At 34.2% G+C, this 20,358-nt stretch carries 24 protein-coding genes and 3 pseudogenes; 21 read left to right on the top strand and 6 right to left on the bottom strand.

Annotated elements, in window-relative coordinates:
- Positions 1-88: pseudogene (locus ACIFPW_RS00315) on the top strand (ATP-binding protein); the annotation flags it as partial.
- A 448-nt stretch (positions 89-536) separates the two neighbouring features.
- Entirely contained in the window at positions 537-860 is a 324-nt protein-coding gene (locus ACIFPW_RS00310) for a hypothetical protein (protein WP_430241141.1), read from the top strand.
- Between the two features lie 91 nt (positions 861-951).
- Here ACIFPW_RS00310 and ACIFPW_RS00305 read toward each other — a convergent pair whose 3' ends face one another.
- Positions 952-1,260, bottom strand: coding sequence for a hypothetical protein (locus ACIFPW_RS00305; protein WP_430241139.1), 309 nt, complete (start codon positions 1,258-1,260; stop codon positions 952-954).
- A 418-nt stretch (positions 1,261-1,678) separates the two neighbouring features.
- Here ACIFPW_RS00305 and ACIFPW_RS00300 point away from each other — a divergent pair, with 418 nt between their 5' ends.
- From ACIFPW_RS00300 to ACIFPW_RS00220, 17 genes and pseudogenes are all read left to right on the top strand, one after another.
- Positions 1,679-2,530, top strand: a complete 852-nt coding sequence (locus ACIFPW_RS00300) for a DUF2599 domain-containing protein (protein WP_430241137.1) — start codon at positions 1,679-1,681, stop codon at positions 2,528-2,530.
- 187 nt (positions 2,531-2,717) lie between these two features.
- Entirely contained in the window at positions 2,718-2,981 is a 264-nt protein-coding gene (locus ACIFPW_RS00295) for a DUF4839 domain-containing protein (RefSeq protein WP_430241145.1), read from the top strand.
- Between the two features lie 721 nt (positions 2,982-3,702).
- The gene (locus tag ACIFPW_RS00290; RefSeq protein ID WP_430241136.1) at positions 3,703-4,422 is read left to right on the top strand and encodes an alpha/beta fold hydrolase; all 720 of its coding nucleotides are present in this window, start codon (positions 3,703-3,705) and stop codon (positions 4,420-4,422) included.
- A 93-nt stretch (positions 4,423-4,515) separates the two neighbouring features.
- Positions 4,516-4,836 carry a hypothetical protein gene (locus tag ACIFPW_RS00285; RefSeq protein ID WP_430241134.1) on the top strand — a complete coding sequence of 107 codons (321 nt, stop codon included), beginning with the start codon at positions 4,516-4,518 and terminating at the stop codon, positions 4,834-4,836.
- A gap of 201 nt (positions 4,837-5,037) precedes the next feature.
- Positions 5,038-5,460 carry a hypothetical protein gene (locus tag ACIFPW_RS00280; protein WP_430241133.1) on the top strand — a complete coding sequence of 141 codons (423 nt, stop codon included), beginning with the start codon at positions 5,038-5,040 and terminating at the stop codon, positions 5,458-5,460.
- An 80-nt stretch (positions 5,461-5,540) separates the two neighbouring features.
- Positions 5,541-5,843, top strand: coding sequence for a hypothetical protein (locus ACIFPW_RS00275; RefSeq protein WP_430241131.1), 303 nt, complete (start codon positions 5,541-5,543; stop codon positions 5,841-5,843).
- A 211-nt stretch (positions 5,844-6,054) separates the two neighbouring features.
- Positions 6,055-6,534 (top strand): VOC family protein, encoded by a 480-nt coding sequence (locus ACIFPW_RS00270; protein WP_430241129.1) that lies wholly within the window; start codon positions 6,055-6,057, stop codon positions 6,532-6,534.
- The gene (locus ACIFPW_RS00265; protein WP_430241128.1) at positions 6,489-7,214 is read left to right on the top strand and encodes a VOC family protein; all 726 of its coding nucleotides are present in this window, start codon (positions 6,489-6,491) and stop codon (positions 7,212-7,214) included. Before ACIFPW_RS00270 ends, ACIFPW_RS00265 begins: the two co-directional genes overlap by 46 nt.
- A gap of 313 nt (positions 7,215-7,527) precedes the next feature.
- A complete protein-coding gene (locus ACIFPW_RS00260) occupies positions 7,528-8,280 on the top strand; it encodes a hypothetical protein (protein WP_430241127.1) in 753 nt (250 codons plus the stop codon).
- A 184-nt stretch (positions 8,281-8,464) separates the two neighbouring features.
- On the top strand, positions 8,465-9,325 hold the full coding sequence (locus tag ACIFPW_RS00255) for a metallophosphoesterase (protein WP_430241125.1): 861 nt from the start codon (positions 8,465-8,467) through the stop codon (positions 9,323-9,325).
- A gap of 247 nt (positions 9,326-9,572) precedes the next feature.
- Positions 9,573-11,368: pseudogene (locus ACIFPW_RS00250) on the top strand (M3 family oligoendopeptidase).
- Between the two features lie 152 nt (positions 11,369-11,520).
- Complete coding sequence (locus ACIFPW_RS00245) at positions 11,521-11,997, top strand: N-acetyltransferase family protein (RefSeq protein ID WP_430241124.1); 477 nt, start codon at positions 11,521-11,523, stop codon at positions 11,995-11,997.
- 100 nt (positions 11,998-12,097) lie between these two features.
- Positions 12,098-12,520 carry a FosM family fosfomycin resistance protein gene (gene fosM, locus ACIFPW_RS00240; protein ID WP_430241123.1) on the top strand — a complete coding sequence of 141 codons (423 nt, stop codon included), beginning with the start codon at positions 12,098-12,100 and terminating at the stop codon, positions 12,518-12,520.
- A gap of 124 nt (positions 12,521-12,644) precedes the next feature.
- Positions 12,645-13,292, top strand: a complete 648-nt coding sequence (gene rpe / locus ACIFPW_RS00235; protein WP_430241121.1) for a ribulose-phosphate 3-epimerase — start codon at positions 12,645-12,647, stop codon at positions 13,290-13,292.
- 190 nt (positions 13,293-13,482) lie between these two features.
- Positions 13,483-13,926, top strand: a complete 444-nt coding sequence (locus tag ACIFPW_RS00230; protein WP_430241120.1) for a hypothetical protein — start codon at positions 13,483-13,485, stop codon at positions 13,924-13,926.
- A 159-nt stretch (positions 13,927-14,085) separates the two neighbouring features.
- Entirely contained in the window at positions 14,086-14,928 is an 843-nt protein-coding gene (locus tag ACIFPW_RS00225; RefSeq protein ID WP_430241118.1) for a tyrosine-type recombinase/integrase, read from the top strand.
- 183 nt (positions 14,929-15,111) lie between these two features.
- On the top strand, positions 15,112-15,555 hold the full coding sequence (locus ACIFPW_RS00220) for a cell wall hydrolase (RefSeq protein WP_194218924.1): 444 nt from the start codon (positions 15,112-15,114) through the stop codon (positions 15,553-15,555).
- Positions 15,556-15,786: 231 nt separating this feature from the next.
- On the opposite strand, the gene ACIFPW_RS00215 is transcribed toward ACIFPW_RS00220, so the two are convergent.
- Together ACIFPW_RS00215 and ACIFPW_RS00210 are read right to left on the bottom strand one after the other, a co-directional pair.
- On the bottom strand, positions 15,787-16,200 hold the full coding sequence (locus ACIFPW_RS00215; RefSeq protein ID WP_430241116.1) for a DUF3021 domain-containing protein: 414 nt from the start codon (positions 16,198-16,200) through the stop codon (positions 15,787-15,789).
- The gene (locus ACIFPW_RS00210; RefSeq protein WP_430241114.1) at positions 16,201-16,656 is read right to left on the bottom strand and encodes a LytTR family DNA-binding domain-containing protein; all 456 of its coding nucleotides are present in this window, start codon (positions 16,654-16,656) and stop codon (positions 16,201-16,203) included.
- Positions 16,657-16,899: 243 nt separating this feature from the next.
- On the opposite strand from ACIFPW_RS00210, the gene ACIFPW_RS00205 reads away from it, so the two are divergent.
- Together ACIFPW_RS00205 and ACIFPW_RS00200 are read left to right on the top strand one after the other, a co-directional pair.
- The gene (locus ACIFPW_RS00205; protein WP_430241112.1) at positions 16,900-17,121 is read left to right on the top strand and encodes a hypothetical protein; all 222 of its coding nucleotides are present in this window, start codon (positions 16,900-16,902) and stop codon (positions 17,119-17,121) included.
- Between the two features lie 33 nt (positions 17,122-17,154).
- Positions 17,155-17,544 (top strand): hypothetical protein, encoded by a 390-nt coding sequence (locus tag ACIFPW_RS00200; protein ID WP_430241110.1) that lies wholly within the window; start codon positions 17,155-17,157, stop codon positions 17,542-17,544.
- 686 nt (positions 17,545-18,230) lie between these two features.
- Here ACIFPW_RS00200 and ACIFPW_RS00195 read toward each other — a convergent pair.
- The 3 genes and pseudogenes from ACIFPW_RS00195 to ACIFPW_RS00185 all read right to left on the bottom strand — a co-directional run.
- Positions 18,231-18,395, bottom strand: a complete 165-nt coding sequence (locus tag ACIFPW_RS00195) for a DUF4021 domain-containing protein (protein ID WP_430241109.1) — start codon at positions 18,393-18,395, stop codon at positions 18,231-18,233.
- Positions 18,396-18,760: 365 nt separating this feature from the next.
- Positions 18,761-19,867 carry a hypothetical protein gene (locus ACIFPW_RS00190; protein ID WP_430241107.1) on the bottom strand — a complete coding sequence of 369 codons (1,107 nt, stop codon included), beginning with the start codon at positions 19,865-19,867 and terminating at the stop codon, positions 18,761-18,763.
- Between the two features lie 243 nt (positions 19,868-20,110).
- Positions 20,111-20,308, bottom strand: a pseudogene (locus ACIFPW_RS00185) (cytochrome c peroxidase); the annotation flags it as partial.
- Positions 20,309-20,358 lie beyond the last annotated feature (50 nt).

The following is a 20,358-nucleotide window of genomic DNA, read 5'->3' as shown; positions in this document are numbered from 1 at the left end:
GGTGGATCGGCTGATTCACCGTGCCCATATCATCTCTTATCAAGGAGAGAGTTACCGCTTAACAAATGCATTATCTAAAAGAAAATAAAGAGAAGTATTCCGGGTGACAAACCTCTGCACTTTTCTTTGCATTTTCCTGCACTTTTCTATTGCAAAATACAGGCAAAATATTATACTTAATAATAACTTGTGTCTTATTATACGGATTCTTTAAGATCATTAGATTTATTTATAACAAATATATACCTTACAGTTTTGCGACAGATGCAATCGGAATAATAATATTTGTTATCTTTTGCGTTCCTGCCTCACTAGTAATAAGCCATAAATTGTTAAATTCAGCAGGGAAATATTGATCATAAAGAAGGTACTAGAAAGTGTGATGAACTTATATCTTCAGTTATTTCGGAGCTATTGCTCAATAAAAGTAAGCACTCTATGTAAGTTTAGTGCTAATTAGTCGAGTAAATTCAAATGACAACTTATGAGAAATTAATCAAGTTAACCTATAGTGAATGTAAGAAAGGGCAAATGATATGTCGAATCAAACTGCTGGTGAATGGCTAAGAAGTCAAGGATTATCTATTACTGATATTGATTTTATTGAAACGATTCTAGTTGCTACATCTACTGCTAAAGGGTTTAAAAGTAAATTGGATGAGGTTAATCTAACAGTTCAAAAATCATTTCCTGATAAAAAAGTGGAAATTGATTCAAATTTAACGTTTTGGCAATTTGAGAAACTACTACATGATAATGAAGTTTATATTGATATAAATGAATTATTAATTAGATATAGAAAACAGGGTTTTTGTGCGGAACTGTGTAAACAATTATTAGACAGTTGGTCAGTAAAATAACTAGTTCATTATATCGGAGCGATAGTTGCACAGCTTAGGGGAACCTCACAATGAGGTTCCCCTATTTTAGCTCCAATATCAACAATAACCTTTAATATAGCTTATTTTTAAATAAATAAATAAAGGGGTTAGATAGACATATAATACCTATTGCAATTCCAAGATAAGAGCTAATGAAGTCACCTGATAAGGGCTGCCCATTTAAACTAAAAACATCCACAATGTATCCTTCTTGATAAATAAGCATGGTAGTAACAGCTAAGCAGATCACAGAAATACTCACAACACTAAATCCATTTAATAATTTTGACTCTTTTTTTTGAAGAACTATTATTAAAGTAGTAATCACTAAAACTACAATTAAAAAAATAAAAATAGTCCGAAAGGAATCAAACGTCAAAAAGATACACCTCCTATGTATTAATTCTATTTTTTATTGTAAACCATTTTTCGTAATCGGTAAACATAAAATATCATATTATACAAATTTATGAAGACTAGATATAAAGTAGTCTCTTTTTTAAAAGGTGTGCGATATTAAGAACGCATCTCACGATAAGAACTTAGCTTGGAGTTTAGTGTATTAAGACTAATAGATAATTTATGTTATTTTACAGGTCTATAGTCCCTCTTGAAGCGAAGGATGTTTCATATGTTAGTAACATTGGACTATTCGCCGTTGTTGGTTTTAAGTCCTTCGATGCATTTTAGACGAAACGTATTAGTATCTAATACAAAAGAAGTATATTTCTGTTACAGTTAAAATATGTAAACTTAATATTTTGTCAGGTTTACAATAATGAAAAGGAGTGGTTTAAATGAAAATTTTTGAAAGATCAGGCTTATCAATTTTAGTTATGTTAATTATGGCAACTCTGGTATTTGCACCAACAGCAAACGCCCAAGGAAATTCTTCTCAGAAAGAATTAATTACAGAAAGTGGTCAAAAGATTGGTTTTGGTAAACCTAAAGTTAATTCCAATGATGTAACTACTAAAATTGTAAAATCTAAATCTAATAATGTAAATCTTGAGAATATCATTCAAAATTCTAAAGAAAGGGAGGTCTTAAAGCAGACTATCACAGTTCAAGAATCTTCAAAAGATATTACGGTTGAGGTTCCATTTAAATTTGATAATAGAGAATATCTTGTCCTAATTCGAGATGAGGAAGGTAACCTTGATGGTACTGGAAATATCTATAATAAAAATCATAAATCTATCGGTGTTTTTTCAGCGAAAATAGTAGATAACAAGCAAAATGTAAAAATTAATCAAAAAGTAAAAGAAAATGATGTATTAGAATTTAATATTGAACCGAGTGGATCAACAGAATCAATTACTTTAGAAGTAACAGCTCAAGCTACATATTATAGTGATTACTTCTATGACTTTAATTGGATTTCTCTTAGTGGAGGTAAGACATTAAGCTTATACGCTACAAGTTACCTACGCACTTTGGGTTGGGAGTCGGCATCTATAAGGACAGATGCTTGGGATAAGTTATACGCTGTACATGGTTCAAGTCAATATTGGTATAACACAGGTGGAATGTCAGACCAATTTTATTGTCATGTTGACTTTGCAAAGAATAAGACTCCGTGGAATTTAGATCCTTGGAGGCCGAATGTAAGCTATTGGGCAACTGTAAATGCCCAGTGCAATCCTTAAGAGTATACTTAAAACATATATTCAGGAGGAGCTGTTGTTCACAATAGACGGTCGCTTTTTAAAAAGTAGGAACAAAAAGAGACAGTGATATTCTAAATCATTTTTTCTTTTTGTTTTCGAAAAAGTGCCAAAAAAACCATTCATATGAGATACGTGTGAATTATATTGCGTTCATTTCTTATTAAAAATTTCATTCCAACTCAGTTGCCTGGAACATAGGGATTATTCAACAAGATATGATATATTAATGGATGTTGGAAATTATAGTGAAACGGCAGCTATTGGACGTAGTTTTAAGTTCAAAGATGTCGGTGTTTCTGATTTAAAACTTATTGGTTCTGAAATTCCAGAGAACATTGGTATGGGACAAAATCTTCATATTACTGCTGTAGCTGAAGAATACAATGAAAATTTGGAATTTTGTTACTTAAGCCAATTATTACTGAATTAAGATAACTGATATATTGAACAATATGCTAAAGTATTGAAAGCTTTAATCGACTTATTAAACGATGGTTTTGCTGTATAATATGCATTGATTAGGAAGGGACCGCCAGTAGAAACTGGCGGTTTTGTTAATTGAAAATTTCATTTAGATACGTTAAGAAACCGTATCACAAATAAATGAGGTTTTTACAGTGCTCTAGATTAACCTTGGTGCATCAGAAGTTCCTTTTTGTTAATCTAAGTGAAAGTTTAGTTATGAGCTTTTGCAGAAGGTCGTTATATAAAATATATGTAATTAGGATAGTTAATCGTCTAAAGAGGTTTAGTTACCTTCAGTTAATAAAAAACCAATATATGGTAGTGTAATTGATTTTCGTGAAATGTAGTATTCTAAGAGCTTATAAGTGTACTTCTATCGCCAATATGTATTCCTTAAGAATGCTTACAGGGGAGGAAGTATCTTTTGTTTAGGACTACCTTTACTAATAGTCTATTATCGTAAACATAAATTTTAAGGACACCGAGGTAATAGTGCAAAGTTAACTATTCAGCTATATCGGAGCTTATCTGTAATAAGATAGGCTCCTTTTAATGTTAAATAAAGGATTGAGATATTTAAACTTATTTGAAATAATTGGTATTGAGAACTTGGACAGGGTTGTGGATCAGCTGTTTGATAATATTACCGTTTTGTTATTACACAAAAACTTTAAGGGAGAATGGTTGTGCAGAGAAAGATTATAGATAAGTTCAGGTATTATTCCTTTGAAATTAATAAAGTAAATGAATGTGAAAAAGTAATAATCATATATCACGGTTGGGGAGGAACAGCTGAAGGGTATAAGGAACTGGCAGAGGAATTATCAAAAGAGGGTTTTAGGATCATCGTTCCTGAAATCATTTTTCACGATACAAGACAGCCACTAGAAAATCACTTTGACCAAAAAGCAATGCGAGATTATTTTTGGGATACCATAATTAAAAGTATTGATGAATTTAATGATTTTATTTCTGCATTAGAAATAAATAAAGAAGACGTATTCCTTATAGGCAGTTCTATGGGCGGATTTATAGCAAATGGAATTTTCGCTCGTGAACCAAAGTTAGGTGGATTAGCGAATATAAATGGATCCGGTTCATTTATATTGTCAGAGCAAATTTTTAGAGATAGAGATAATAGAGAAGACATCTCCGTAGAACTGAAAAAAACATTAATGGAATACGATCCTAAAGAGAGAGTGAATTGTGGTTCGCCTGTCCTTCTTATTCACGGAGAAAGTGATGAGATTATACCAATAGAGGGACAAAAAGTTTATTATCGTTACCTAAAAGAGGTTGAAAAAAGAAGAAATGTGGATTTCAATGTTCATAAATATGTTAATCATCAATTCACCTCGGAAATGATAATCGATTTAATAACTTGGTTAAATAAAATATCAAACTGAGATAGAAAATGCTTTGTTCCACAATCTCGGAGCTTTGCTGGAAGAGATTTATTGAAAAGAATTGGTTAAATCAAAGTAAAAGGATTGAGTGGTTTGTTAAGAAAGGTTATGGTTTACGCTTTTATAGGAATGGTAGTGCTGATATTAGGAATGGGGTTTACTACTCCTTCCAAAGCAACTTTTAATAATTGGGTACACGGACATTACAATATTAAGTGTGAGGAAGGTTATTGCTTAAAAGAAGATAAAAAAATAAAATTGACTGCTTCACATTTAAAAAACGCCTTTGTATTTTCTTCTTATGAACAGCAATTTCAGAGTTCTAATGGAAAAGAGACTACGATTAGAACTGTAGGCGTGTTTGGTAAAGTTTTCGAGATGGAAAATAACCAATTATGGGAAACGCTCAATTAGATTTTTTATGTATTAAACAAAAAGAAGATAACTTGAATTATCTCAAGTCTTCATGTAAATCGGAGCTTATCTGTAATAAGATAGGCTCCTTTTCTGTGAACAAAAGATTGAGTTATTCGCGTTAATTTGAAATAATTGGCATTGGATATTTCCTTAGGATAGCTTTAGAGAATATTATACAAAAAATATTTGGGGGAGAGTATGAAAAGATTTATTTTAATAATTCCATTTGTATGTATTTTGTTTACTTTACTAGGATGCCAATCTGAAACAAAGGAGATGGTGGTACTAGATAAAATTACTAAAATCTCTGTTTCTAATTCAGAAGGTTTCGGCGGGCTAAATGAAAACTATATCTTTTCTTCACAAGAAAACAAAATAACATCTATTTTTGAAGGGACTATAGAACGATCAACATTGGTTAATAAGGAAATTTCTCAAGTAACTCCGGACTACGATATTCTAGTGGAGTATGAAAATCAAGATACTCAAGGTCTAAATCTTATACTTGGGAGTTCAGATCAAGAGAGCTACCTCACATACATTGGATACGAAGATAAGGTGTATAGAATTTCACGAAGTGACATTGAAATCGTAAGAGGGTTGTTAAAGAAGGGCACTTAATAAAAAACGAAAATAATTTAGTTGCCCTATGATCATTTAATTTTAAGGTGGATAAAATAGCTCGGTAGTTGGGGGTTGAAATGAGGAAAATCATACTAATAGGATTATTTCTACTAATTGTATTAGGAATATCCTCTTGTGGTCCATATAACCTGTTCAAAGATATTAATGAGGAAAATGGACTTAAAGAATTTGTTTCAAAAGATCACAAGTTTAAAGGTCAGGAAATTATAGAAATAGATTATAAGGGATCTGATACCTATTATATTCAAACAAAAGATGAGGAAAAAATAAGACATTATATCGTAATGAGATATCAAGCCTCTGTTATGAATGGACATTGGAAGGTTTTCGAACAGACCTCAATAGGAAGTTACTATTAGGTTATTATGATGTTCCATTATCTCGGAGCTTATCTTTAATAAGATAGGCTCTTTTAAATGCTGGGATTTTAAACTCTAGTAAGATTATCTGGCTCATGTATAAGTCTCCTTCTAAAGTTGTAGCTTATTTAATGCTCGCAGCCGAGGCGTCATATTAAATTCCTATATACACTTAATTCATAGAAAATATGAAAAGAGGAAGTGGATAAATATGATTGAAGGACTTTACGAAGCTCATTTACCAGTTAAAGATCTAAGATGTTCTATTCAATTTTATCAAAGCTTGGGGTTAGAGCTTGCTTGGGAAGGAGATGGAATTGCTTTTATCTGGATTGAGAGGCATAAAAGTTGGCTAGGGCTCTGGGAAGGAGAAGAATATTTAACCTCATACCACCCATCACTAAGACATGTGGTTTTTAGAATTCCATTTGAAGAGATGAAGAACTCTGTGAATTGGTTGCATAGTAAAGGAATAGAAGCTGTACCTTTCGGAAACAGGACATCAGTGCAGCCATTTGTAAGGCCTAATCAGGGGAATGCTTCTGTCTATTTTAAAGATCCAGATGGAAACAGTTTGGAGTTCATGAGTTTTGTTTCTGTTCCGGACGAACTCAAACAAGAAAGTGGGAAATTTGAAATGACAAAGTGGATGGAAATAGTACGCCTAAGAGGAGAAGAGAATACCTTGTGAGGATAAGGCGGCTTACTTTAAAAACAAAACATCTTGATAAAATGAAAATTTTTTATACAGAAACTTTAGGTATGCCATTAACAAAAGAATGCCAAGAAAGTTTTCAGGTATCAATTGGTTCAAGTCAATTGAAATTCACATCAAGAAATGTAAAAGGCGATCCTTATTACCACTTTGCTTTCAATATCCCTTCAAATAAATTTAAAGAGGCTAAAGCATGGTTAGAAGGTAAAGTTGAACTGAATGAAGAAGAAGGAAAAGATGAGGCGGATTTCCCAAACCTTCCTGGCCATTCACTATACTTTTATGACCCTTCTGAAAATGTAGTTGAGTTTATCTCCAGACATTCTATAACCAAAGCTAGTGATGAACCCTTTTCACAAAGTAGCATTCTAAGTATTAGTGAAATTAGCCTTACTGTGGATGATGCAATAAAAACTGGAAGACAATTAATGGACCTTGGGATTAACGAGCGTGATAACAAACAAATAAGCGACGAATCACTTAACTTTATGGGGAATCGTGCAATTGGCGTCTTTATTTTGTTAGTTCAACCAGGTAGAAGATGGATATTTTCTGATAAGGTTTCTGCTATTTATCCAATTGATCTAGAGGTAAATACGAATGATCAAATAGTAGTAAATGAGAACCACGCAGTAACAATTAATTCCACTAGCTAATAGATTTTAGGTGCTTATTCAAGTATCTCGGAGCAATTCTGTAATATCATAACAGTGTAAACAGTGAAGTTTGATCTTGAATAATAGGGCGTGATTCCGTACTAAGGAATTACGTCTTTTCTTTGAAGAAAAGGTTGAGTAAGTGGTTGAGTTTTGAAATAATTGGAATTATTCAATAAAGGAAGTATTTTGAACAAATGCATTGTGTTTTTCTATACTCATTAATGATAGAGAGTTCACGACAGCAAATGAAAAATTGGAGTAATTCCAATACATTAGTCTCATTTATCACGGAAGAGAGGAGCTATTATATTTGAATAAAAAGAAGAAAAGTGTTGCTGTGGGAATTGTTGTTTTAATAGGAATTCTGCTGTCGGTATATGAATATTATCAACCTGATGTATTTGATCAGGCTACTCAAGTTGCTTATGAAGAATTCGAAGCTGACTTTAAAGATAGGTATGGTAAGGACCCAGAAGGGATTACCGTTACTTCCGCCGTTGAGTCAAGTAACAGTTGGATGATAGCCTTCGCAACGGAAGATAGGTCCCCAGAAACAGAAAGGATTGCAGAATATGAGGTAACAGAAGACTTATCTATTCAAAATAGTTCCTGGTATGTTGCTGATCAAATTAAAGCATATAAAAATCTTGTCTCAGCACATAACAAAGGAAATAAAGAAGCATACCTCCAATCCTATAGTCATATTCTCTCCAGTCATTCTCTTCAGAAATTAGAAGAAAAATTTAACATGGATCGTAATGAAGAACATTTATTGTTTTCTGAAGTTACCCTAATTGATTCTTATGAAAAAACGGCTATTCTATTAAGTGAAGAATCACACGCCTTCAACCAGGAGTTTAAGTACAGTTTGGATTCATTTGTCATTCTAAATAAAGAAAATGGACAGTGGAAAGTATTAGAGAAGTTACCCTTTAAAAAAACAGGAAGAAGAGATTATGACACTTCAAGTGACTTTGATAAAACTGAAGAAGTAATTAAAAAAATTAAACAAAATTATGATATTGCAGTAGAGAGATATGAGTGGGCTTTAGTACAATCTTAAAATTATGGTCATTCTAATCGTCATATGGTGAAGCTTTTGAAAAAATGGTTGGAGGTTTCGAAGTAGACCTTTTTAAGAATCTAAGATATCTCGAAGTCAAGTCTTCCATTTAATCGGAGCGATAGCTGCACAGTGGCTATCGCTTATTGTAACGGGTAGAGTTTAATAACAGCAGGAGGAAACAATGACTAAAAAACGTAGAAAAACAATTCTATTTGCCTTACTAATTCTAATTTTTTCTGTGGTTTATTATTTTTTGCAACTTAATTGGATTTCTGTAACAAAGGAAACCGTTCATTTAGATGATTTGCCAGAAGAATTTAATGGATATAAGGTTGTGCAATTATCAGATTTGCACAATAAAGAATTCGGAGATGGAAACAAAAGACTGGTTAATAAAATCCACGAAATTAAACCGGATACGATTGTAATAACAGGCGATATGTTAACTAACACAAGAGAAGTATCAAATAACGGGAATGTTTTAATTACGTTCCTTGAAAACCTTAATAATGATTATCCGATATATTATATTACTGGTGAACACGAGGAAGGTTTATATTATGAGGATAGAAATAAGTATCAAAAAGAAGGTACCAAAGAAGTATATGAAGAGAAATTAAGTAATATGGGCGTTACAGTGCTAAATGATGAGCAAATAACAATCACACGACAAAATGCTGAAATTAATTTGTATGGGTTGAGAGAGCATTTATCAGGAGAAATCCAAATCGAGGAGCGACTGGGTAAAACGAGTGAAAACGAAGTCGATATTTTGCTTTCGCATAGACCCTTTTATTTTGATGAATACGTGAATTGGGGCGCGGATTTGGTTTTCTCTGGCGATACACACGGTGGAATGGTACGGCTACCATTTATAGGTGGGATCGCATCCACAGAAGGTTTTTTTCCTCGATATGATGGTGGTTTATTTCAAAAAGAGAACTCGATAATGAATGTAAGTAGAGGTTTAGGAAACAATCCAATTCCTCTTAGAATTAATAACAGACCAGAAATAAACGTTATTACACTGAAAAGTAAATAAGGTTTAGATTTTACTCAATTAAAGGGGTCTAAAGTAAAAGACTCCTCCAATAAATATCTCGAAATCGAATCTTAAAGAAACTCGGAGCGTTTGTTCAATACAGACGGTCGCTCATATTAAAAGTAGGATAAAAAGAGCCATTAATTTATATTGTTGTCTCTTTTTGTTTTTACATTTTTCACCTCAGTGTTATGTTAAAATAAGAACAGATGTTTGTGTTCATTAATACATATGCAAGGAGGAGAATATGGAGAAAATAAGTTATCCAAAAGTATGGAATTTAGATAACGTTTTTTATGGTGGCAGTAAATCAAGTCAATTTTTAGATCATATCAAGGGATTAGAGGAGCTTATACATGAGCTAGAAGGTAATGTTGAATCTTTTACTTCTTTAATTCTAACTAATGAAATTAGTAATATTGTAGATTTAGTGGGAAACGTCGGAAAGATTCGCTTGCACATTACACAGGCTAACTCGTTTATCACGTGTCTTCTGGCACAAAATCCAAAGGATCAAGATGCTGCGAGTCTAAGAGGAAAAGTTGCTCAAAAAGAGTTGCGTTTCGAAAATATATTATCGGAAATAAAGAAGATATTATCAAATACTGAAGAAGATGTATGGAGAGATATACTAGAAACTAAAGAGTTAGAAGATTATAAATTTATCCTCAACGAGTGGCGAGAAAACGCAGATTCGAATTTGTCAGAAGAGGAGTTAAGTTTAATTTCTGACTTAATGGTTGATGGGTACCATGCTTGGGGCCATTTTTATAGAGATCTAGTAAGTAGTATTAGCGTAAAGATAAGGGTTGAAGGAAAAGAAGAAGATCTATCAGTTGGACAAGCCATTAATTTGCGGTCACATCCTGAGGAAAAAGTGCGTAAGGAAGCTCATAATGCACTAGAATCAATATGGAAAGAGAAAGAAGAACTCTTTGCGAAAGTAATAAATCACATTGCTGGTTTTCGTATACAAATACATAACAAATATGGGATAAACAATGTTCTAGAAAATCCTTTGAAGAAGAACAGAATGAAAGAAGAAACGCTAAATACGATGTGGTCAGTAATTAGTTCATATAAACAACCTTTTTCAAAGTACCTGGAGCGAAAAGCTGAAATGATGGGCGATTCTAGTATGAAGGCTTATAACTTTTGGGCTCCTGTTACAAAGAATGATCACGAAATGAACTACGATGAAGCTGCGACGTTCATTACGGAGCATATTGGTCAGTTCGGAAATGAATTAGAAAGCTTTGTTAAAGAAGCTTTTAATGAAAATTGGATAGAAGCTGAAAATCGTCCGAATAAGTCTGCTGTTCCGTTTTGTGCTAGTTTTCCAGTTACGGGTGAATCAAGAGTTTTTATGACATATAGCGGTACCTTTATAGATGTGCTAACGCTTGTTCATGAACTGGGGCATGGCTTTCATAATTATGCTATGAACGATGTTGAGGGCATAAATAAGCAATATCCATTGAGTATTGCTGAAACAGCTTCAACCTTCTCAGAAATGATTATTATTGATGCCTCAATGAAAAAGCAAAAACTAAAAAAGAAAAAATATTTATACTAGATGAGAAATTGAAACGTAGTGTTATGAACTTCATGAATATACATTCGAGGTTCTTATTTGAGCAGAGATTTTATGAGGAACGTAAAGGTGGTATCGTTTCACCCAAACGTTTAAATCAATTAATGGAACAATCAATAAATGAAGCATACGGGGGTTCTTTAGATCAACCCTCAATCTATTCCTGGGTTTGGACACCTCACTACTATATTACGCAATCCCCGTTCTACAATTTCCCTTATACTTTTGGCTATTTATTTGCTTTAGCAATTTATGCGAAGGCAAAAGAGAAGGGAAAAGAATTTGAAAGAGATTATTTGAAATTACTCCGTGATTCAGGAAGTATGAATGTGGAAGATTTAGTTATGAAACATTTAGGAGAAGACATTACTTCTAAGGAGTTCTGGGAAGCAGGAATGGAAGTATGTTTGAAAGATGTGGAAGAGTTTTTAGAATTAACTTCGGGTTAAATTGAGGAAATCTTATATAATGTGAACTACCCTAATTGGAATATCTCAATATAAAGTCTTCCACAATCTCAGAGCAAGAGTTGAATAAAGTTACCCAGACCTTCAGCTCTATCTTTATCCAATAACATGAAAAAATCTAAGGGGAGTTATCGATGGAAATTGAAGTTAGAGAAGCAAACTTAGACGATTTTGAAAAGATCAAACCAATACATAAAGAGGTTCACGATCTCCATACAAAAGGTAGACCTGATAAGTATAAACCTACTAAGAGTACATTGGATAAGGACTATTACAAAGGTCTAGTTGAAAGCAAAGAAAGTAGAGTTTATGTAATAGAACATACAGGTGAAGTCATTGCTTTTACATTTTTAAGTAAACAGGAGACACCTGACCGTGAAACAATCGTAAAGAATGAATATGTATTTATGGAGGATTTTGGTGTTAGCAATTACTTCAGAGAAAATGGTCTGGGTAAGATGTTGTTTAATAAGGCAATAGAATTCACAAAAGAAATTGGAGCTACCAGTTTAGAACTTGGTGTCTGGGAGTTTAATGAGACTGCAATTAAGTTTTATGAATCTATGGGAATGAAAACACAAGCGAGGAAAATGGAATATATATTTGATTAATAATCACATTGCTCCTCAACAATCTCGGAGCATTTCTGCTAGAAGGTAAGTGCTCAATGAAGGTTTTAGGTAGGATTTTTCAAAAAAGGAGATGAACTTCATGAATATTCAAGGAATTAACCACTTTCTCTTTTCTGTATCTAACCTGGAGAGATCCATTGACTTTTATAAGCAAGTATTTAATGCCAAGTTACTTGTTAAAGGTAAAAGCACTGCTTATTTTGACCTTAATGGGATTTGGCTTGCATTGAATGAGGAAAAAGACATTCCTAGAAATGATATTTCCCAATCATATACCCACATAGCATTTTCGATTGATGAGGTTGATTTCGACAATGTATACAAAGAGTTAAGAAATTTAAATGTAAACGTTCTTTCAGGTCGAAAAAGAGACATTCGTGATAAGAAGTCGATTTATTTTACTGACCCAGACGGGCATAAATTTGAATTTCATACAGGGACATTACAAGATAGACTGGATTACTATAAACAAGATAAAGCTCATATGAAGTTTTTTTATTAGAAAGGAATACAGGATTATTCAGTTATTATAATAATCTTAAAATAACTCTATAGTTGACATAGAGAATGCTTATTTATTTCACTAAGCATTGATTTCTAAAAAAAGTATTTGGAGTGAGGACATAATGCTAGTAGCACCATCTATACTATCAGCCGATTTTGGACAACTAAAAAGGGACTTGGAAGAGTTAAAAGACGCGGAGGCTGACCTCTTACATATTGATATAATGGACGGACATTTTGTGCCAAATATTAGTTTAGGAATACCAGTCATGCAAGCCATTAATAACTATTCTGATTTACCAAAAGATGTACATCTTATGATAAACAAGCCAGAAAGTTTTATTAAAGAATTTATCGGCTTAGGTGCGGACTATGTAACAATTCACCCAGAAGCCACTAGTCAGTTAGAGCATTGTATAGACTTGATAAGGTCTAATGGAGCTAAACCAGGAATAGCCTTAAATCCAGAAACTGAACTAGATGTAGTGCTACCTTATTTACATAGAATCGATTTATTGCTGTTTATGACAATAAATCCAGGCTTTGGTGGACAGAAATTTATAGATAGTGTAGTTGATAAAATGATAAAAGCAAATAGTTATAGAGAGAAGCACGGGTTAAACAATTTATTATTCGAAGTCGATGGTGGAATCAATGAAGAAACCGCGAAAGTTTGTTCAGAGAATAATATTGATATCTTAGTTTCTGGTTCAACCATCTTCAACTCAAAAAATAAAAAGAGTACAATCCGTAATTTGAGAAATGTGTAAGCTTATCTTGAAATCAAGTACTCCACAATCTCGGAGCTTATCTGTAATAAGATAGGCTCCTTTTTAATTTGAAGTAAAAGATTGAGTTATTCGCACTAATTTGAAATAATTGGTATTAAGGGATTAGTCGTATTATAGAAAAATTAATTTTAAGTAAATTGGAAATCTATTCAGAAGGGGGGATGAAATCTTGAGGATAAGATTTTTTATGCTTGTATTGTTGATAGCTATTAGTTTAGCAGGTTGTATTCAGTGGGAAGAAGACGGTGAAAACAGTCCAGTAAAGGCAATAGATGAGTACGATAAATTTAAAGATGTGAAGATTTATGGTTCTCATCAAGTAGCCAATGATTTAACTTTGGTGGTACTAGAAGGGACATATACACAAAAGGGAATTTGGGTTGCGGAAGTTCATTTCATAGAAAAAGATAATAGGTGGAAAGTGAACAACATTACACACCTAATGGAACCAAATGAAAATTGGAGCCCTTTTGAAATAATGTTAGAGAGCGATGAAGGATATCGTGTAGGCTTTTTAAAGAGTGATTCAAAAAACAAGGAGATTGAAAAAGTTGATAAAGTAATCAACATAGAAAGTTACGATAATTGGAAGGTTTGGATACAAAAAAATTGATCGGTTGAAAGTAGAGATTGATTATAAACTGTTTGGTGACTGATATTCACTGTTCAGCAATCTCGGAGCGATTGTTGAAGAACTCTAGCATAAACTTTCGACTTCCTGGACATAATAAAATCAAGATTACTAGATTCGTAACTTGGGGGAGTGAAGTGAATGTTGTTATCGCTTGTTTGGGAAAAGTATAATCTTGATAAGAAAATTGAAGGATATTCTCCATTAACGCTCAAGACTTACTATTTTCAGTACAATCAGCTCTTATGTCACTTTGGTAATGTTGATATGAATGTGATTACGACAAATCAGCTTAAATCATATTTATTGAAAATGGGGAGTCATTTAAAGCCTTCTAGCTTAGGGCATCGTATCCGGTGTATACGATCGTTGTTTAAATGGACTTATGATGAAGGGTTTATTCAGAAAAATCCAACTGCTAAATTGAAAGAACCTAAGCTTGGTAAAAGGATACCAAAGTTTCTTACTGAAATAGAAATTGAACTCTTGAGAGAGGGTTGTCAGAACACGATGGAAAAAGCTTTGTTTGAATTCTTTTACTCAACTGGTTGTCGTATTGGTGAAGTTGTGAAGATCAATCGTGAAGATATTAATTTCCATACAAATTCAGTCATTGTTCATGGAAAAGGGGACAAAGAGAGAGAAGTGTATTTTAACACACGCTGCTCAATCTGGTTGAAACGCTATCTTGATGAGCGTGGTGATCTTGAACCTTGCTTATTTATAACTGAAAGAAGGCCAAAAAGACGGATGAGTATTGACCTTATTCGCTATATCATTAAACGAATTTCTAGAAATGCAGGGCTAAAAAAAGAGATTCACCCTCATCAATTAAGACATAGCTACGCGACGCATATGATTAACAACGGCGCTCCTCTCGAGGTAATCCAAAGTTTGATGGGGCACGAGAAAAGTGAAACAACCAAATTGTACGCCCAGCTTAGTGGAAAATTAAGATACGATTTCTATACGAAGTATTTCTAAGAAGCTCATCTAAACGACCATAATTAGTATTGAGCTGACGGGCACACGTGCCATTATAATGATTCTTCAAGTCAGCAAGTTAATCTTAAAAGCACCTATTCATTTCTTTTTTTCTTCAGCAATATATAAATATAATGACATCAAACCAGCCTTCTTTCATACAATACTGTTGGGGTGGGAAAAATGCCAAGAGTGAAATACACAAGTAAAGACATCGACTTAATGGCAAGGATGATGAGAGCAGAAGCCGAGGGTGAAGGAAAGCAAGGCATGCTATATGTAGGGAATGTCATCGTGAATCGTGCAAAAGCGAATTGCTTAGATTTCCAAGATGTGAGAACTATTCCTCAAGTTATTTATCAAGTCCAGGGAGGGAATTATTCTTTTGAAGCAGTTCAAAAGGGTAATGTCTTCTACAACAGGGCAAGATCGGCTGAAAAAAGACTAGCGAAAAAGAATTTGGATTATTGGAGGGAACATCCAGGGAAATATTCTCTATGGTATTTCAATCCATATGGTCCATGTCCTCCTACATGGTATGGTCAGCCTTTCGCTGGTCAATATAAAAATCATTGTTATTATGAACCAGCACCTGGAACATGTGGCAGTGTCTATATTGGTGGGTGAGTCTTTTCTATTCAGAAATTAAGATATGAAAGCCTTCTTGAAAGCGGATGCTACTTGCATTCGCTTTTCATTTGTATTTTATCTAATTGAAAAAATAATTAAATGATATTTGAAGAAAGGACTGTAAATTCCTGTTATCATCAAATAAATTGATAAAAAATTAAACTCTCACCATATTAAGGCGAGAGTTTAGTTGATACTATTAAGATTTTATATAAAGAAAGTTCTCAATTATTTAATATGTTGAAGGTCATCATTTAATTTCTTTGATTCATGCTTGAAGTATAGATAGAAAGCTATCCACATCACGCTATAAAAAATGGTTGATATAATGAGGAATATAAGAATGTTTATTGCTCCACCTTCAATCCAACCGATTCCATACGCTAGGATAAAGTAAACGATTGTTACTGTGGAAAAATGTAAAGCCGTTTGCTGTGGAAGTTTTAGTGAACGAATTTCAAAGTATAGTGGTGTCACGGTAAATAGCCATCCACAGAAAATGGCACCTAAGGAGTTTGTCACAAAAAGGCTTGAATCAAGTGTCGTTTGTTCTCCGAAAAAGATCACAGCGTACGTCAGCAAAACAGCCAGGAATCCCCCGAAAAATAGTCCTATCATACTTCTAAATAGAAATGTTTTCATTTATTTGTTCCTCCTATTCATTTTTAGAACGTCTTTCAATTTTCCTACATAGTGTCTTGAAGCATATTCTTTTTTGCCAGAGTGGAAGTGTACAGCAAGTGTTCCGTTAAAAGATGGCTCAAAATGATTGATTTCGTGCAGATTAGCAATAACGGATTTGGAGAGGCGTATAAATGTACTAAATGGAAGACTCTCTTCTAGCTCATATAATTTCTCCTTCACTTTAAAAACACCTTCGGAAGTTGTCGCCATGACCTGATCCCCCTCTGAATGGAAGTAATGCACATGATTTGGTTTTATAATGTGCTGCTGCTCGCCTTTTTTTCCTACAATGAACTCTGTTTTTTGTGTATTAAGATAATCGAGTATCTCTTTAATTGAATCATCCACTTCTTTGCAGTGAATCGTAACGCTAGTTTCTCGATACTTCCCGTCAACGTCGAGTGAAATTTTCACTTGTTCACGTCCTTCCTTTTGCGTCCTTCTTATGGTTAGTATAGATCTGGAAAAGGTGGATGTCATTAGAATGAAGGTAAGGGGTCATTACTTGCGGATCAGATGCATCTGGCGACGTTTCTCTTACGTTGCAATGACGGAGGTTGCTAAGAACAATTTAAGCTGCTAAAAGAAATGATTGCCAGTAAGATACTGTTTTGAAATAATTGGGAGTGAGGAAATAAAGTGCGGAGGTTAATCAAGATGGGACATATTGTAGCAGCGATTTATGTAACGTTAGGTTTTTTATTATTTTCGTTTGCTTATTTTGATGGGTTTTATGTGACTTGGTTTGATGAGCTTGGTATTAGCATTATTGTATTTGGTATCGCTTTGCACCTAGTTATTTTCATAAGAGAAGATGAAAAGAAGAGAACCTACCATCAAAAGCGAGAAAAGGAAGAAGAAGTTGATGAAGAATTTTAACCGTTTTATAGTTAACGAGCAAGGAGGAGATCGTTGAAAAGACCTATAGGTGTTTCACTCATAAGTTATTTCTATTTATTTGGAGCTGTTGTTTTACTAGTAACGTCAGTCTTTTATGATCCGAATGCGAATTCTATCGGAATGGCAGATCGAGTTGGATTACCGGATGCACCGGAAAGGTTAGTGAAAGTAGGTATCGCTTTTCTTTCTTTAGGGATGATTTATGGATATATGAGGTTGAAAAAGTGGGGATTCTGGATGATGATTACTTATTCCATTGTTTTCGGATTCATTAGTTCAATCCTTGTTTCGAATCAATCTCAGCAACCCTTTTTCGGGAATATGCTTTTTTCAGTGGTTGTAATAGTTTATACCATATATGTTAGAAAAAATTTTCTGCAAACGTACGATCAGGGCGAGTAAGTTAAGGAACAATAAAAATGATGTGAATAAGCTAAATAGAGTGGGTGGAAATAACGGATCAACTTGAAGTACAAAGCGAGTAATTAAGAGAGATTTAAAAAAAATAAAAGAAGTAGATTAGCAGATATTAATCTTATCTTGAGTAGTTCATTTTTAGCTGAAAAAGGGTAGATGATGCTATAAATGAATGTTAAAGAGAGAGGGTATGGTGCATGCCGAAATGTAAGAATTGTGGTTATCAATTTAAGTGGATAGAGATGACAAAGAATACAATTGGAATGAAGCAGTTTATTTCAGGGATAACATGTCCAAACTGTCAGGCACCTCATTATTCTCAATTATGAAGATCTCGCTATATTCCTTTCTTTATTCTTTTTCATATTTATTTGATATTCTTTCTTTTTTATAGCGAGAAATTCACAGTGTCTTTGTTTATTGGAGGTGTTGTCGTTTTCTTGCTATTATTGATCTTCCTCTTTCCATATATGATTACTTTGAAATATGGGAAACAACCGGATTTATATTGAATGCGTTTATAGGGTTGCAACATTAGCCTGTTTTTTGATGGAGGAGTTATAAAAATTGCTTGTGATGGGCCGATTTAAAGGTGAATAGAAACGGACATAAAGACACAATTCTTTTTAAAGAGAAAGGGCTCACCTTCTTATTTGATAAGGTGACCCCATCTAATCAGTTCTTCGCTTTTTGTTCGCTCGATCTTCTTCCTCAGTTTCGAGCATGCCGTAATCACCATTCATCGCCTGTTCATCTAAATCCGCACCATATTCATTCGTAAATTTGTTTCTATTGTTTTGATTTATTTCGCTTTTGCTTGGTGTCTTTTTGTCCATGATATTCACCTCCACTGAATAGGTTGGCTAATCATGGAAAAAGTATACCTATTAAATGAGCCGGATAACCACTATTTCTGAAACATTTCACACACTTGGCCGTATGAAAGAAATAACCATTTTATGGAGGTGGTAGGAGTGTTCGGAGAAAAATCAACTTGTAGTATTTGTAAAAAAGAAATCAAAGGAAATGATGTTGTCTATGTTAAGATGCGATATCCTTCACATAAAGGTATGACGGAAATCAAAGCATTTCTGAAAAACGAAGGTACGTTCATTTGTGAGACTTGTTTTAAAAACAACTAAGATTAAAAAAAGCGCCTCGCCCTTATAGAAAAGGGTGAGGCGCTTTTGGGCGACATCCATTATTGATAATTAATGATCGCTGGATTTGGATCAAGTTGCAACACTTCGGATGGGGTTAGAACCGGTTTATCTTTGTTATAGAAAATTTTAAATCCGCCGTATTGAACAGGCTCATTTCGAACAAATTTACGGTAAAGCGACATTTTCGTTCCATAGTCGCCGTATCCGTCAAAGTTTAGAGCAACCTCTACGTTATCTGTTGGCTTGATTGCCTGTTTGTTCGTCACAGCGTGATCAGTGAACTGGTGGACGAGAACAATCTTATCAGGTAGATCATTATCTTCAACAAATTTAGATACATAGTCGACAACTTCCTGTACTTCTGAGCCATCCACACTACCTAGATCGATACCTGGTGTTTGACCTTCTTCTACGTGGAACTCCGTATCGATGGCAACATGAACGTAAGGAAGCTTAAGCCATTTTTCAAGAAGCTTCACTTGATGAAGAGCAGTGTCACGACCAAGCTGAACATCTAGCATTAAAATGGCATTATGTTTCTTAGCAAGCTCTGCGTATTCGTCAATATCCTCTTCTGAGGTCATATGATAATATTTTCCATTCGGTCCTGGATCGCGCTGAGCAATCGTTGTGATTAACTCAATTGTTGGAATCGCTGGCCGGTTTGGATCAGCATCGGAATAAGCTTGTGTTTGTTCTTTTAATTTCGTCATCAGGGCTTCAGGTTCCATCTCACCGAGAATGCCCATTTGAGTGGAGTTCGGTTGACCATAGTAAGCAACAAGGCGGTAATCTTTTAGAATACCATCCGTTTCATCAGTTGTGCCTTCCATTAGCGTTTCGCCAACGGGTGTTTTTCTTGTGCGGTCTTCACCGTGGGCTTCAACGACAGGCATTTTCGCTAATTCTTCTTCGGTCATGGTTTCATCAAGCGGTTTAGCGTCCTCAGAAGGCTCCATGGCTTTGAAAGGTTGAGGAGTCTCTTCTTTTTTTTCCGTCTTTTCTTCGTTTTCTTTGTTTTCATCTTCATTCGTTGCTTGCTGATCAGCTTGTTCGTCAGTTTGCTCGTTTGTTGAGGCGGTGTTCGAACATGCGGTAACTAAAGCTACTAAAGCAACGAGAAGGAAAAGGAATAGCTTCCTCATGATATTCACTTCCTTATGTAAGTTAATGAGATTCATAGTTTTGTCAAAACGACCTTCTCATTCTAACACATCCCGAGTAAAACCGAACGAATAGACAGGTAATAAGGTGAAATGAGGTAATCAGTACTATATTTCATATCGAAAGCGATCATTTACAAAGAAAAGCTGCCGTCCTTTTAAATGGATGGCAGCTTTAAAGCTGTTGACAGGTGAAACAATTTTACATGTAGAGGTTCATTCAGTTTAGTCAATGGAACGCACGTACTCAGCGATTGCGGCAACTTCGCCTTCTTCGAATTGAGGTTTTGTTTCATATTCATGGCGTTCAATAGCGTCGTCGATGGTTTTAGCACTTCCATCGTGTAAATAAGGCGCTGTTGCAAAGACGCCAAGTAGCGTTGGAACATCAAACTGAGAAGGTGTTCTAGTATAAGGAAACCTTCATTTTATGTAAACCCTTTATTAACAATTGATTGAAAAGTCAGTGCTGT

This window comes from Pseudalkalibacillus sp. NRS-1564, from assembly GCF_050467905.1.
GTDB lineage: Bacteria > Bacillota > Bacilli > Bacillales > Guptibacillaceae > Guptibacillus > Guptibacillus hwajinpoensis_B.
The sequence above is the reverse complement of the archived record's forward strand: the minus strand, read 5'-3'. Positions and strand labels throughout refer to the sequence as shown.